Here is a 13,677-nt window from a genome sequence, read left to right on the forward strand (position 1 = left end):
TAATGGCGCACGATAAACCATCGACATCAAGGCAAGAACCCATGGTCTCCATCATGGTGGAACAGTTCCGCGAAATGCAGATCCTGCTTGCAGAAACGATCGCGGACTATGAAACACCGGAGTTCACAAGGCTGGACGGCAGGATCGCCCGTGCCTTCGACACCCTCTACCGGTACGAACCGCGCAATGCCGACGAGGCCCACACCCTGGTCGGCCTTTTCCTCGACCTCATCGAAGACAATGACGGCGGCGACAGTGTTCACCTCATTCAGCGGGTGCGCACGATCATCGGCGACTATACCGCCCAGTCCCGTCCGCTGATGGAAATCACAAACGGCGCGGGCATCTGACCGCTCCGCCGGCAACCAAATCCGGTTTCCGGCGTTTCCCCGCTGATCTTGTCAGCCGGGAGACGGAACCATCGTCACACTCCACCGACCAGCCATGCTCGCCGCCCTCCTCATTCTGGCCGGCGCCGCCGACCTGCCGAAGGACGGCCCCCTGCCCGTAGCAAGGCCGGAACAGAAATTCGAAGAAGGCTCCGGAAAGGCTTCGGCAGAAGCCGAGCGCAAGGCGGAAGACAATGCGGGGAAGGCAAAGGAGCGCCCGCGGGAGGACGACACAGAGGAAGCCGCCTGCCTGGCGGCACTGAAGACCGTCGGGGCCGGTTTCAAGGCGGCGCCCGCCGTCAACGACGGCAAGGCCTGCGGCATCGACAGGCCCGTCCTGCTCGAGACCCTGCCGGGCGGCATCAAGGTCGAGCCCGCAGCGACGATCCGCTGCGAGACTGCGCTACAGCTCGCCCGCTGGATGGAAGGATCGGTGAAAACGTCCCTCGAAGCCGCCATGCCCGGCGAAACCGTCACCATGCTCTCCCAGGCCTCGGCCTATGTTTGCCGCAACCGCAACAACGCCGAGGACGGCAAGATCTCCGAACACGCCTTCGGCAACGCCGTGGACATTGCCGGCTTTACGCTGAAAAGCGGCAAGACCGTCACGATCCGCCCGGCGGACAAGGAGCCGACCCTCGAAGGCGCCTTCCAGCGCGCCATCACGGAGGCAGCCTGTCTCTACTTCACCACGGTGCTCGACCCCGGCAGCGACGCGGCACACCAGAACCACCTGCATCTCGACGTGAAGGACCGGCGCGGCGGCTACCGCTATTGCTGGTAGGAGGATTATATTTCAGCCGGCTCCTGAAAAACCCGGGTGGCAGCCCTATTTCAGGCGGGGCCTTCCGGCCTTTCGTCCTTTCTGCCCAACAAGGTTCCCGCCATGTCCATCACCCCCTACGATCTCTCCATCCCGGCCTTCCAACGTGGCTTTACCGTGCTCGCCAAGCTGCTCGACAAGGCCGAGGCCTTCGCTGAAGACAAGAAGATCAAACCGGAAATTCTGGTCAATGCCCGCCTAGCACCGGACATGCTTTCGCTTGCCGGCCAGATCCAGCGCATGAGCGACACCGCAAAGGGCGCCGCCGCGCGCCTGACCGGCACGGCGGCACCGAGCTTTGCCGATGACGAAACCACAATGGCTGATCTGCGCGCCCGCATCGAGAAGACCACGGCCTATCTCGCAAGCGTGCCGGAAGCCGCCTTCGAAGGCGCAGAGGACCGCACCGTCGTGGTAAAGACACGCGGCGGAGAGCTGAGCTCCTCCGGCAGGGACTATCTCCTCACCTTCGCCCTGCCGAACTTCTACTTCCATCTGACGACCGCCTACGCGATCCTGCGCCACAATGGCGTCGCAGTGGGCAAGCTGGACTATCTTGGGCGGGCGTAAGACCTTCTGGACCTTCAGATATCCGGTTCTCCCCTCCGTCATCCTCGGGCTTGACCCGAGGATCCATGCAGCGGGTGTTCCGTCATGATCGGGTCAAGCCCGACCATGACGGAACAGAGGTCTGCGAGAGCGCCAACACGCTCGCCTCAGAACAGCCCCTCGATAAAACCTTCCTCGTTGAGGAAGATCTTTTCCGACGACGGCACCTTCGGCAGGCCCGGCATGGTCATGATCTCGCCGGTGATGACGACGACGAAACCGGCACCGGCCGAAAGGCGCACTTCGCGCACCGGCACCGTGTGGCCCGAGGGCGCGCCACGCAGGTTCGGGTCGGTCGAGAAGGAATATTGCGTCTTGGCCATGCAGACCGGCAGGTTGCCGTAGCCCTGCTCCTCCCAGATACGCAACTGGTCGCGCACCGACTTGTCCGCGATCACCTCGCCGGCATGGTAGATGTCCTTGGCGATGGTCTCGATCTTCTGGAACAGCGGCATCTCGTCGGGATAGAGCGGCGAGAACTGCGACAATCCGGATTCGGCCAGCTCCACCACCTTGCGCGCAAGGTTCTCGATGCCGGCCGAGCCGAGCGCCCAGTGCCGGCAGAGGATCGCCTCGGCGCCGAGCGTCGCGACATAGTCCTTCACCGCCTGGATTTCCGCATCCGTGTCCGAGATGAAATGGTTGATGGCGACGACGACGGGCACGCCGAACTTCTTGACGTTCTGCACATGACGACCGAGATTCGCGCAGCCCTTTTTCACCGCATCGATGTTTTCCCGGCCAAGATCGTCCTTCTTCACGCCCCCGTTCATCTTCATGGCGCGCACGGTGGCGACGATCACCGCCGCGTCCGGCTTCAGCCCGGCCTTGCGGCACTTGATGTCGAAGAATTTTTCCGCCCCGAGATCGGCGCCGAAACCGGCTTCCGTCACCACATAGTCGGCGAGTTGCAGCGCCGTCGTGGTTGCGACAACCGAATTGCAGCCGTGCGCGATGTTGGCGAAGGGGCCGCCATGCACGAAAGCCGGATTGTTCTCCAGCGTCTGCACGAGGTTCGGCTGCATGGCATCCTTCAGCAGCACCGTCATCGCGCCGTCCGCCTTGATATCCCGGGCAAAGACCGGCGACTTGTCTCGGCGATAGCCGACGATGATGCTGCCCAGACGTTTTTCGAGATCCTTCAGGTCCGTCGCAAGGCAGAGGATCGCCATGACCTCCGAGGCAACCGTGATGTCGAAACCCGTCTCGCGCGGATAACCGTTGGCGACCCCGCCGAGCGAGGCGACGATGTGGCGCAGCGCCCGGTCGTTCATGTCCATGACACGCCGCCAGGCGATGCGGCGGATGTCGATGTTCTGCTCGTTGCCCCAGTAGATGTGGTTGTCGATGAGCGCGGAAAGCAGGTTGTGTGCCGAGGTGATGGCGTGGAAGTCACCGGTGAAGTGAAGGTTCATGTCCTCCATCGGCACGACCTGCGCGTAACCGCCGCCGGCCGCTCCGCCCTTCACGCCGAAGCACGGCCCGAGCGAGGCCTCGCGGATACAGGTGATCGCTTTCTTGCCGATGCGGTTGAGGCCGTCGCCGAGGCCGACCGTCGTCGTCGTCTTGCCCTCGCCGGCCGGCGTGGGATTGATCGCGGTGACGAGGATCAGCTTGCCGTTCTTCTTGCCCTTCTGCCCGGCAATGAACTCGGCGCTGATCTTCGCCTTGTCATGGCCATAGGGCAACAGATGCTCGGCGGGAATGCCGAGCTTTTCGCCGATCTCCAGGATCGGCCTCTTCTTTGCGGCGCGGGCTATTTCGATATCGGATTTCACGTCGGCCATGCGGTGTCGCTCCCTTTCGGCACTGCTACCGCAACCGGGCTCCTCCCCCGAAGGCGGCGCTTCCTTCCTTGTCTGGCGCGCCATTTCACCGTGAAGCCCGTGGTGATGCCACACCGGGTTTTGCCGCCCGCTAGACCAGAAGCGACACACGGAGATAAATTTGCGCCTGAAACGAAAGCGGCGCGCGTTATCCGACGCGCGCCACTTTAAAAGCTCTGTCTTATTTATCGCGCCAGCACATCGCGCATTTCGACGAGATTTGAGCGCACGCGCAGAATGTAGAAGCCCATCGTGGCTAGATGCGTCGGCATGATCCACCCGTCTTCGCGGCCGTTCGAAATGATTGCCGGCTGGATGTTCAGCGCGGACCGCAGCTGCTTGATGCTCTCCACCCAGAGCGGCTCGATGCCGCGTGCCTTGATGACGGCGTCGAAATCCGCACCGGCAGCGGCGAGGATGCCGTAGTAACCGTAGAGCTGGCCATAGGCGAACCAGAAACGGTCGTCGGCACGCGTATCGAACCAGCCGCCATTGTGGAACTCCGACCGCTCGCGAATGATGGCCGAAGTCGAGCCGATATCGTTGGCGATGCGGTCGAGGAATTCGATCAGGTTGTCCGAGCGGCCGTCGAAGATCGCGTCACAGGCTTCGAGCGAGGCGTTGAACTTGCGCAGGTCCGCCATGGCCGTGCGATAGTAGTTCGGCGTCGGGGTCTTCGGCAGCAGCGAATCCGAGCCGAAATACCAGGTTTCCTCATCGAACTGGATATTGCCGCGGGCGCGCTGGAGATCGGCATTGATGCCCGAGGTGCCGCGCACGCGGCCAAGCGAATCGACGAGCTCCACCGCCGTGCGGCGGACCGCCTGGTTGATGCCGCGCTGGAACGAGGCCTTGTTGTCGAACCAGGGCGTCTTGTCCCAGTCGAGGCCGAAGAGCCCAAGCTTGTAGAGCAGCATGGAGGAGATCCAGGCATTCTGGTCGACATTGTAGTCGATGAGATCGGCCGTGACGTCGACGATCGCCGAGCGCACGCAGGTCTTCGGCTCCGGCTCGGCAACCTCGCCCGTTGCCGGCGTTGTCGCCTGGGCGCCCGAGGCGGCCGTACCGGCATCCTGCTTGCGCTGGGCAAGGTTGTAGCTGTTGACGTAGTCGGGGTTGAAGCCGCTCCACATCTGGGTCTGCCAGATGAAATAGGCGTAGAAGCCGATGAGCACGAGAAGGCCGATGCCGATCGGCCCCTTGATGATCCATCCGCGTGCCCGATACCAGTTCGTCACCGTCATGAACGGCCAGAGGATCCAGGCGATCACGAGGCCGATGCCCCGGCCGATGGCCGCGAAGATGCGTTGGAAAAACGCGACGATCGGGTCAAGCATGGGCGTCGTCCTCTTTGATACCGAATAGTTTCCTGCGGAAGGCAGCCTTGTCCTGCAGATAGGTCCGCGTCAACGTCGTCACAACATAGGCGCGGAACTTTTCGCTGTATTGTTCGTAGGCGGCGTAGAATCCCTGCTTGTCGAAGACGAAGCGGGAGACGAAATCGTAGGGAACCATCTGCGAAATCAGGCGGTTGACCAGCCACTGGTCCGGGTGCGCCGGTGCGGCGCGCACCAGCATGAAGCGCCGCTCCGGCGATACCTCGTTGATCTTGATCTCGCCCGTCGACGCGACGGTACGGATCGCCTCCTGCAGGAAGGGGTAGGTCCCGTCGCGCGCCACGAGCTCGGCGTTGCGGTGCATCCAGGTCTGCAGCCAGATGCGGTCGGCCTTTTCGAGATCGGCGGTCGGATCGCCCCGGTTGACGAGGCCGACGACCGTCATCTCCGCACGATGCTGGAAAAGGCCGGACGGCTCCACCCACGAGGCGCGCGGCAGCTCCAGCCGTTTGGTGGAAGCCAGGAAGTCGAAGATGCGCTTGTGATCGTCGAGCGCGATATAGCTCACCTGCCAGGGCCGCGAGCGGCGGAAGCCGGGCACGGAGGGATCGCAGATGACGGTCGTCGTCTTGTCGTCGAGGAAGACATAGACGCCGCCGAAATGGTTCGCCCAATAGGCTTCGTGGCGGAAGACGAGCTGGTCCGGCACCAGCGCGTTCTGGCGGATGTCGCCGGTCTGCTTGGCAAGCTCCACCATGCGGTTGAGCATGGTGTCATCCGACCAGGCATTCGGTACGGTCTTCAGCCGATCGACCAGCCCGCGCAGCTCCGCCGCCTTGCCCAGCATGTCCTCGGCAGAGAGCACCTTGAAGCGCACCTCGTTGATCGACAGCAGGTCGTCGATGTCGTTGACGACGGAAACGGAATCCTCGATCTCGCCATAGAGCGCATCGCGGATGGTGATGGCGTTGATCGCCCGCGCATTGGCCGAGAAGAACTCGTGCATCAGGGCGGCGGTGTTGGAAAAGCTCGTATGCACCACCGGCAGGTTCACCTGCTCCGGCGTCATGATGACGAAGCGGCGGTTGACGCGGTTCGGATCGAGGTAGTCCCGGTCGCCAAGTTCGTCGGCAATTTCAGGCGAAAAACCGGTCATGTCGATGCGGAAGCTGGTCAGAGCGGTGCGCTTGATGCCGAACCCGTCGAGCGCCTTGTTGTAGCGCTCGACAAGATGCGGCTCATCGACCGGCAGCAGCCGGCCATAGATCAATTCGGCTTCGAGGAGGCGTTTCATGGGCGCTCCGCTGCAGGCAGATATGTAAAGTCCGCTGCCGATACGCGCTCGGAAAGACGCCCTTCACACGCTGCCAAAATCGTTTCCAACACAGCCTCGCGCTCTCCTATTACATCAACGTTCCAGAAGCGGGCAACTGACCAGCCATTTATGCGCATGAATTCATTTCGTTTCTGGTCATACTCACTACCGACATGCTGGCTCCCGTCAACCTCGACCACCAGCATTTTCTCCCGGCACGCAAAGTCAGCATAGTATGGCCCGATCGCGAATTGCCGCACAAACTTGAGACCGTTCAGACGACGGCCACGCAAGTCGGACCAAAGCAATGCCTCTGCATCATTGTCGACTTGGCGCAGTCGGCGGGCCTTGACGGTCTTTCGCTCGTTTGCGCCGCGCATTTGCCCCTCACCCTAACCCTCTCCCCACAAGCGGGGAGAGGGAACATACCCCGCAAAAGGCTGTTGATCGGGGGAACCCATTACCGCAAATCCCTTCTCCCCGCTTGCGGGGAGAAGGTGGCCGGCAGGCCGGATGAGGGGCACTCCCGCGATCACCACCGCCCCTCCGCCTTCATCGTCTCGATCTCGTGGATCGCCTTTTCACGCTGGCGTTCGCGGCGGATGATGTCCGAAACGGCAGCGTCGTCGGATTTGTCGGTGTAGCGGAATTCGCTGTCGGCGTAGCGGTTGATCTCCTGGAGCACCATCTCCATGGTGATCGGCCCGCGCAGCTCCTCGATCATCGCCTTCTTCTCGTCGTAGCCCTTGTGCATGAAAGCGCCGGCCGTCGCGAACCAGTCGTCCGGTAGCTCCACGTCCATGGCGCGCATCTTGATGGCATCGGTGATGTTCTTGACGGCGCGGCCGGTAAAACGCGGTTCGGCAATCTTGATGCGGTGCAGATAGGCGCCGATATCGGCGAGCGTCTTGATCGCGCCGTGCTCCTTCTCGTGCATCTCCCAGACGGCAAGCAGGCCGTCTTCCTGCGGTTTGGCATGCTGCCCATAGGAGGTGGAGACGGCGCGCTTGATCTCCTGCCCCTCGAAAAGCGTGTGCCCGCCGAGCGGGATCGAATGGTTCTTGCCGACCAGCATGGCGAAGATATCGATATAGTCGTCCTCGGTCTGCGGGCCGTCCACCAGCCACCGGGCGCCGGCGCGCTGGCGCAGAGCGTCGTCGACATTTTCCGGATAGTTGGAGAACATGCCGAAGGTGCAGTTGCCGCGAATGACCGTCGAGGCGCCGGCGAAACTTTCCATCAGCACCGCCGTCACCTCGTGCTGGCCGGCGGACGCCCGGTCGTCGGAGCGTTTGGCCGCGACCTGGTCGACGTCGTCGATCGTGCCGAAGCCGATTGCCTTCGGGTTGATGACGTTGTTGACGAATTCCTTGCAGTTCTGGCCGGATTTGCCCTGGTAGGAGGAAATCTGGTCGACGCCGAAATTCTCGTAGTGGAAGGCGTAGCCGGCGGTCTGGCAGTAATCGTTGACGAGGCCGGCGAGCATCTGGATGAGGATCGTTTTGCCGGTGCCCGGCATGCCGTCGCCGATGAAGGTGAAGAGGAAACCGCCGAGTTCGACGAAGGGGTTGAGTTGCCGCTCGAAATCATAGGCGACCAGCATCTTGGCAAGCTTCATCGCCTGGTATTTGGCGATGTGGTTGCCGATGATCTCCTCGGGCTTCTTGAAGGTCATCGTCAGCGGCTTGCGCTTCTGGCCAGGCGCGACGTCGAAGCCGGAGAGCGTGAAATCGTCCTGCTCGATGCGGATATGGGCATTCTCGAAGCCGGCAAGGCCGGTGAAGCGCGCGCGACGCCCGATCAGCCCCTCGATGGCAACGCGCGAAAAGGCGCGGGCACGGCTGATGAGCGCCGCATCGTCAGGCGCTCCGGCAAGCGTGCGGTCAAGACCGGCGACCATGCTTTTCAAGGCATCCTGCGGCGTATCGAAGAGATAATCCGGCTCGCCGCCGTCCTCCACCGGCTCCCCCTCGCCCGGCAGCGTCGCGCCGAGATAGGCGGCGAAGGTAAAGGCGGCAATGTAGGCGGAGGCGGAAAGCAGCGCCTTGAACTGGTTGGCCTCGTCGCCCGCCAGCGGCGAAGCGAGATTGCGCGCCTGTAGGCCCTCCAGATTGGTCTGGCGGGAAAACGCATCCGTCACCGCCAGCGCCACCTGCAGCCCACGGCGGGAGCGGAAGAGCACGGCATGCTGCTGCGGCGTCAGCAGCGGATCGGCTGCATGCACGGACTGGATGGTTTTTGCGAGTTCCACCTCACGCGTGCGTCTTGTGCCGGCGGTCGAGACGGTGGAGACGAAACGCCGGCCGGTGCCGGCGAGCGCTGTGCCGCTCTTGCCGTCTTCGCTTTCGAGGATGACGAGCTTTGTGACGAGGCTCTGCGCCGTCGCCTGGTGCTTGGCGATATCGTCTTCGTGGATCGTCGTCAGTCCGGCATTGAGGCTCATCGGTCTCAGTCCTTCCGAAAATTCGGCGACGAAGAGCCACCGAGAGATTTTAGGCTCCGCGGAGCCGTTTGCAGCCGGTGTTCAGCAAGGCCGGCGAGGCGAGAGGAGAGCCTAGCCTTCGCTGATCACCTGGTTGCCCGAGATCACGTGCACCTTGTAAGCGCCGAAAATGCCGGCGGTCTCGCCGGCGGCATAGAGCGCCTGATAGGCATCGTGCGGCACCAGCGCGTGTTTCTCGTAGGCGCTGACACCCATGCGGGCGGCCTCGAGATCGTTGGTCTCGATGTGGAACTCCTCCTGCGCCGGGGTGGAACTCCAGAACCCCTTTTGCGCCGGCCGCTCGGCCTTGGAAAAGACCTCCTGCACCGTCCAGGTCAAAAGCCAGGCATTTTCCGGCTTCCTCACCTTGGAAAGGATCTCGTTGACCCGTTCGTTGTTCTCGGTGATTCCGGCCGAATAGAACGGCCCGAGCACGATGCGGCGCAACTGCTTGGGGTGCAGCGTCGGGAAATCCTTGTCGAGATTGGTGGCGATGGTCGCCGGTGTCAGCGAGTAAGCGCTGTTTTTCAGCGCAAAATCGTCGAAGCGGCTGGCAAGCTCGGGATTGAGCAGGCCGCCGACCGGCAGCGGAATGTCCACGTCCGGATTGAGCTTGCCGTCTTTCGTCACCAGCATGTTGATGACGTTTTCGCCCGAATCCTCGATGGTCGCCATATAGACCATCGGCAATGTCGCCGTGCCGTCGAAAGCGCCCCAGCACACGACATAGTAGGGTCGCATGGTCTTCGGATTGACCGCCACGCGGATCGTCTCGGGCAGCACGAAGGGCGAGAAGATGTCGCCCTTGCCGATCTGCTCCAGATAGAGCCGTTCGGCCATGCGTGCCTGGAGGTCGCTCGGAAAGACCTTCTGGCGCAGGATGAAATCCGCCATCTCGCCGCGCAGCTGGTCGGCGTTCGGGATCGCAGCAAGCCGTTTTTCCGCGCTCTGCCGGTCGTTTTCCAGCTCCAGCACATTCTGAAACACCGGAAAGCCGCTCTCGGCGCGCGACACGCGAAACTGCTGGACGAAGCCGATGCGGTTTTCCCAGCAGGCGAAGGAGGCCTTCAGCCTGGCAAGATAGGGCACGACGATCTCGCCTACCACGGAGTTGCGGTAGAGTGGCGAGTTGCGGTCGGCAAGGAAGATTTCCAGCCCGCCAAGGGCGGCGCGGATGGTGGAGAAATATTGCGCGACGGCGCTGTCGGCAGAGGCGTTCATGGCGCAGCATCCTCGCGGGCGGTCCGCAGTCGCCCCTCATCCGGCCTGCCGGCCACCTTCTCCCCGTAAACGGGGCGAAGGAGATATGCCGCACGCCTTTCCCCAGCCAACAGCCGTTCATGGGGCAAGTCCCCTCTCCCCGCTTGCGGGGAGAGGGTTAGGGTGAGGGGCAATGGCATGCCTGCAACCATCACTGCTTCACGTAATTGGCGGTGTTGTGCTTGTCCATCACGGCCTGGAAGCGCCGCGCGAAAGCATCGTCGGCGAGCTTCTTGCGGCGCTGGATGTCCTGGGTCGACAGCATGTTCTTCTCGTGCATTTCGAGAAGGTCGCCGATATGGCGCTGGGCGGCCGAGCCGATGCCGGCCATGGTCTCTTCCGCTGCGGTATCGACCTGCGAACCGAGCGTGTTGATCTTGTGCGCCACATCCTGCTGGGCGGCCGTCTTCAACGAATCTTCCAGCGCCTTGTAGAGCACGATGCGCTGCTCGGTATCGATGGTCAGCTTGTTGATCAGCGTGTTCTGCGCAGCGATCTGGTTGTTGAGCGAATCGACGAAGGTCTGGAACATCGAGGTGTAACGTTCCAGCGTCTGGCTTTCGGCGAGCAGCTCCTGCTCCTTCGCCTGCATCATGTTGTACTCGGTCGCGAGCGCCGAGCGTTCGCCCTCGAGGTCCGTGCGGCTCTTCTGGTCGGTCGAGGCGGCAATACGGTTTTCGAGGTCCATCAGCATCGGGTTCAGCTCCTCGATGCGCTTCTGGGTCGCCTCAAGGTTCACCATCGTTCCCTTGCGCCGCTCGATCACCTGCACGAGGCTCGCCTCAGAGGTCTTGTAGCGCTGGTCGAGGATCGACTTCTGCTCCTTGAGGATGCCGACGATCGTGTCGGACTTGGAGAGCAGTTCCTGCAGGTTGCCGGCGAGCGACATGTTGCGGACACGGTCGGTGCGCATGCGCTGCATCTTCTGCTTGGAGAAGATGCCGATGAACTTTTCGTAGCCCGTATAGCTCTTCATGCTCTCGAATTCGGTGCCGAAGATGTTCGTCGCATCCTCCAGCCCGATGATGAGATCGGCGATATTGCCCTCCATCACCTTCTGCTGGTTGATGACATCGGAAATGCGGGCGTTCTCGATATCGAAATTGACGTCGCCGAGCTTGGTATCCGCCTTGGCGAACTGGTCGAGCACGGCACTCGACTGCTCCATCTTGCTGCGCATCTGGTTGACGACGCTGCGGGTCTTCTCGATTTCCGCATCGAAGTTCTGAAGTGTGGCCATGCTTGTCCCCTTGAAACTCTCCACGGCAGACGTCTGCGCCGCCCGATTTATTCCATCGCGGCAACACTATACGAATTCAGGCAGATAGGAACCTGCCCGCCGCTTTTACCGAACAACATGTGGGACAGCGCAGACGGCCCGCAAGACCGGTGCCGAAAAATTTCGGCACGCGCCTAGTAGCCTGCCGGTGCCTTCAGATAGGCGATGAGGTTGGCAATGTCCTCGATCTTCTTGAGGCCTGCGAAGGTCATGCGGGTGCCCGGCACCATCGCCTTGGGCGACAGCAGATATTCGGCGATCAAGGCCTCGTTCCACACCCTGCCGCCCTCGGCGAAGGCTCGCATCCTTGCAGAATATTCATAGTCTGCAACGGAGGCGACCGGCCGCCCGACGATACCGGCGAGCGTTGGCCCGACGCGGTTGACCGGCTCGACGGAATGGCAGGGCGCACATTTCTTGAAGACCATCTTCCCCGCAACCGCATCGCCCTCCGCAGACGCGGGGGCGGCAAGACAGAGGAAGGCGGCCGTCAGGGCAGAAAGATGCTTCATCGTTTATCCCCTCACCGCCCCTTTCGCCGTCAATCGGCGTTCATGATGTCGTCCCAGTGGCGGCGGCAATAGGAAACGTACTTGTCATTGCCGCCGATTTCCACCTGTGCGCCTTCCCGGGCCACCTTGCCGTCGGCGCCGAGCCGGACGACCATCGTCGCCTTGCGTCCGCAATGGCAGATGGTGCGCACCTCGCGCAACTCGTCGGCGATGGCGAGCAGCGCCTGCGAACCGGGGAAAAGCTTGCCCTGGAAATCGGTGCGCAGACCATAGGCCATGACGGGTATGTGCAGCCGGTCGGCGACGCGGGCAAGCTGCCAGACCTGCTCTTCGGAGAGGAACTGCGCCTCGTCGACGAAGACGCAGGCGATCTCGCCCCCGCCATCGCCGTTCAGGTCCTCGACATGTTTGTAGAGGTCGTCGGCATGGTCGAAGGCGATGGCTTCCGAGGTCAGGCCGATGCGCGAGGAGATCCGCCCCTGGCCGGCGCGGTCGTCGAAGGAGGCGATCAGGATCGCCGTGCGCATGCCGCGTTCGCGGTAGTTGTAGGACGCCTGCAGGAGCAGCGTCGACTTGCCCGCGTTCATCGTCGCGTAACTGAAATAGAGCTTGGCCATGATTTTCTCCGTCCTTGCCTCATGACCCGGCAGGGCACGATTTTCCAGTCGAAAAGGCCGGAAAACCACAGAAAACCGCGCGGCCCGCCTTCTGCGACATCCATGTGCAAAATTGCGAACAGGCCCGAAATTTATTGGACCTTTCAGGGGCTTCCAGCTACGCCAAGGTGCTTGAAAGCATGTCGTTTTGATGATTGGCTAAACCACCAGTTATAAGGGGAGCAATAAAATGAAGTCTGCATCACCATTCAAGACCCTTCTTGCCGCAGCGGTCTCCGTCCTCGCGCTTGGCGCCGCCAATGTCTCGGCCGCCGAAGCCGAAAGCTGTGGCAAGGTTCGTTTCTCGGACGTGGGCTGGACGGACGTCACCGCCACGACCGCAACCGCAAGCGTCATCCTGAAGGGTCTCGGCTACGAGACGGAAGTAACGGTCCTTTCCGTTCCCGTCACCTATACCTCGCTCAGCAACAAGGACATCGACGTCTTCCTCGGCAACTGGATGCCGACCCAGGAAGCCGACATCAAGCCGTTCCGCGAGAACGGCACGGTCGAGACCGTGCGCGAGAACCTGGAGGGCGCGAAGTACACGCTCGCGACCAACGCCAAGGGCGCCGAACTCGGCATCAAGGATTTCGCCGACATCGCCAAGCAGAAGGATGCGCTGGGCTCGAAGATCTACGGCATCGAGCCGGGCAATGACGGCAACCGCCTGATCATCGACATGGTCTCGGCCAACAAGTTCGAGCTGACCGGCTTCGAAGTCGTCGAATCCTCCGAACAGGGCATGCTGGCGGAAGTCGCCCGCGCCGAGCAGGAAGGCACACCGGTCGTCTTCCTCGGCTGGGAACCGCACCCGATGAACGCCAACTTCAAGCTGACCTACCTCACCGGCGGCGACGACATCTTCGGCCCGAACTTCGGCGGTGCGACGGTCTACACCAACGTGCGCAAGGGCTACGTCGCCGAATGCCCGAATGTCGGCAAATTCCTGCAGAACCTCAAGTTCTCGCTGGAAATGGAAAACCAGATCATGGGCAAGATCCTGAACGACGGACAGGATCCGGAAACGGCCGCCACCGAGTGGCTGAAGGCCAACCCGGCCGCCATCGAGCCGTGGCTTGCCGGCGTGACGACCAAGGACGGCAGCGGCGAGGCTCTGCCGGCCGCAAAAACGGCACTCGGTCTCTAACGGACCAGAATAGGGCGGGAAGGAAACTTTCCCGCCCTT

At 62.2% G+C, this 13,677-nt stretch carries 13 protein-coding genes; 4 read left to right on the top strand and 9 right to left on the bottom strand.

Translation table 11 applies throughout. The features are described 5' to 3' along the window. The first annotated feature begins 41 nt into the window (after positions 1-41). The 3 genes from K0P03_RS13275 to K0P03_RS13285 all read left to right on the top strand — a co-directional run bounded on the left by K0P03_RS13275 (position 42) and on the right by K0P03_RS13285 (position 1,782). Positions 42-350, top strand: coding sequence for a hypothetical protein (locus tag K0P03_RS13275; RefSeq protein ID WP_024270162.1), 309 nt, complete (start codon positions 42-44; stop codon positions 348-350). A 94-nt stretch (positions 351-444) separates the two neighbouring features. Then, entirely contained in the window at positions 445-1,173 is a 729-nt protein-coding gene (locus K0P03_RS13280; RefSeq protein ID WP_272789832.1) for an extensin-like domain-containing protein, read from the top strand. A 102-nt stretch (positions 1,174-1,275) separates the two neighbouring features. Beyond that, a complete protein-coding gene (locus K0P03_RS13285; protein WP_272789833.1) occupies positions 1,276-1,782 on the top strand; it encodes a DUF1993 domain-containing protein in 507 nt (168 codons plus the stop codon). Positions 1,783-1,928: 146 nt separating this feature from the next. Here K0P03_RS13285 and K0P03_RS13290 read toward each other — a convergent pair whose 3' ends face one another. The 9 genes from K0P03_RS13290 to K0P03_RS13330 all read right to left on the bottom strand — a co-directional run bounded on the left by K0P03_RS13290 (position 1,929) and on the right by K0P03_RS13330 (position 12,449). Then, entirely contained in the window at positions 1,929-3,608 is a 1,680-nt protein-coding gene (locus K0P03_RS13290; RefSeq protein ID WP_272789834.1) for a formate--tetrahydrofolate ligase, read from the bottom strand. 224 nt (positions 3,609-3,832) lie between these two features. Further along, a complete protein-coding gene (locus K0P03_RS13295; RefSeq protein WP_023514036.1) occupies positions 3,833-4,984 on the bottom strand; it encodes a DUF2333 family protein in 1,152 nt (383 codons plus the stop codon). Beyond that, positions 4,977-6,278 carry a DUF6638 family protein gene (locus K0P03_RS13300; RefSeq protein WP_024270163.1) on the bottom strand — a complete coding sequence of 434 codons (1,302 nt, stop codon included), beginning with the start codon at positions 6,276-6,278 and terminating at the stop codon, positions 4,977-4,979. The genes K0P03_RS13295 and K0P03_RS13300 overlap by 8 nt, the downstream gene beginning before the upstream one ends. Next, positions 6,275-6,679, bottom strand: coding sequence for an endonuclease domain-containing protein (locus tag K0P03_RS13305; protein ID WP_023516032.1), 405 nt, complete (start codon positions 6,677-6,679; stop codon positions 6,275-6,277). The genes K0P03_RS13300 and K0P03_RS13305 overlap by 4 nt, the downstream gene beginning before the upstream one ends. Before the next feature lie 152 nt (positions 6,680-6,831). Continuing rightward, positions 6,832-8,742, bottom strand: a complete 1,911-nt coding sequence (locus tag K0P03_RS13310; RefSeq protein WP_272789835.1) for an AAA family ATPase — start codon at positions 8,740-8,742, stop codon at positions 6,832-6,834. Between the two features lie 111 nt (positions 8,743-8,853). After that, on the bottom strand, positions 8,854-10,002 hold the full coding sequence (locus K0P03_RS13315; RefSeq protein WP_272789836.1) for a hypothetical protein: 1,149 nt from the start codon (positions 10,000-10,002) through the stop codon (positions 8,854-8,856). A 190-nt stretch (positions 10,003-10,192) separates the two neighbouring features. After that, positions 10,193-11,281 carry a hypothetical protein gene (locus tag K0P03_RS13320; protein ID WP_050744166.1) on the bottom strand — a complete coding sequence of 363 codons (1,089 nt, stop codon included), beginning with the start codon at positions 11,279-11,281 and terminating at the stop codon, positions 10,193-10,195. 173 nt (positions 11,282-11,454) lie between these two features. Beyond that, entirely contained in the window at positions 11,455-11,832 is a 378-nt protein-coding gene (locus K0P03_RS13325) for a c-type cytochrome (protein ID WP_050744165.1), read from the bottom strand. 29 nt (positions 11,833-11,861) lie between these two features. Next, on the bottom strand, positions 11,862-12,449 hold the full coding sequence (locus K0P03_RS13330; RefSeq protein WP_023515621.1) for a thymidine kinase: 588 nt from the start codon (positions 12,447-12,449) through the stop codon (positions 11,862-11,864). Between the two features lie 229 nt (positions 12,450-12,678). Between K0P03_RS13330 and K0P03_RS13335 the strand changes: the two genes are divergently transcribed. Next, entirely contained in the window at positions 12,679-13,638 is a 960-nt protein-coding gene (locus K0P03_RS13335) for a choline ABC transporter substrate-binding protein (RefSeq protein WP_023515622.1), read from the top strand. Positions 13,639-13,677 lie beyond the last annotated feature (39 nt).

The sequence above is a fragment of the Shinella sp. HY16 genome (genome assembly GCF_028534175.1).
Taxonomy (GTDB): domain Bacteria; phylum Pseudomonadota; class Alphaproteobacteria; order Rhizobiales; family Rhizobiaceae; genus Shinella.

Excerpts from the sequence above, each read along its gene's own strand:
- K0P03_RS13320 (WP_050744166.1), bottom strand. The coding sequence starts at position 11,281 with ATGGCCACACTTCAGAACTTCGATGCGGAAATCGAGAAGACCCGCAGC.
- K0P03_RS13290 (WP_272789834.1), bottom strand. The coding sequence starts at position 3,608 with ATGGCCGACGTGAAATCCGATATCGAAATAGCCCGCGCCGCAAAGAAG.
- K0P03_RS13315 (WP_272789836.1), bottom strand. The coding sequence starts at position 10,002 with ATGAACGCCTCTGCCGACAGCGCCGTCGCGCAATATTTCTCCACCATC.
- K0P03_RS13285 (WP_272789833.1), top strand. The coding sequence starts at position 1,276 with ATGTCCATCACCCCCTACGATCTCTCCATCCCGGCCTTCCAACGTGGC.
- K0P03_RS13310 (WP_272789835.1), bottom strand. The coding sequence starts at position 8,742 with ATGAGCCTCAATGCCGGACTGACGACGATCCACGAAGACGATATCGCC.
- K0P03_RS13275 (WP_024270162.1), top strand. The coding sequence starts at position 42 with ATGGTCTCCATCATGGTGGAACAGTTCCGCGAAATGCAGATCCTGCTT.
- K0P03_RS13305 (WP_023516032.1), bottom strand. The coding sequence starts at position 6,679 with ATGCGCGGCGCAAACGAGCGAAAGACCGTCAAGGCCCGCCGACTGCGC.
- K0P03_RS13335 (WP_023515622.1), top strand. The coding sequence starts at position 12,679 with ATGAAGTCTGCATCACCATTCAAGACCCTTCTTGCCGCAGCGGTCTCC.
- K0P03_RS13280 (WP_272789832.1), top strand. The coding sequence starts at position 445 with ATGCTCGCCGCCCTCCTCATTCTGGCCGGCGCCGCCGACCTGCCGAAG.
- K0P03_RS13330 (WP_023515621.1), bottom strand. The coding sequence starts at position 12,449 with ATGGCCAAGCTCTATTTCAGTTACGCGACGATGAACGCGGGCAAGTCG.
- K0P03_RS13325 (WP_050744165.1), bottom strand. The coding sequence starts at position 11,832 with ATGAAGCATCTTTCTGCCCTGACGGCCGCCTTCCTCTGTCTTGCCGCC.
- K0P03_RS13300 (WP_024270163.1), bottom strand. The coding sequence starts at position 6,278 with ATGAAACGCCTCCTCGAAGCCGAATTGATCTATGGCCGGCTGCTGCCG.
- K0P03_RS13295 (WP_023514036.1), bottom strand. The coding sequence starts at position 4,984 with ATGCTTGACCCGATCGTCGCGTTTTTCCAACGCATCTTCGCGGCCATC.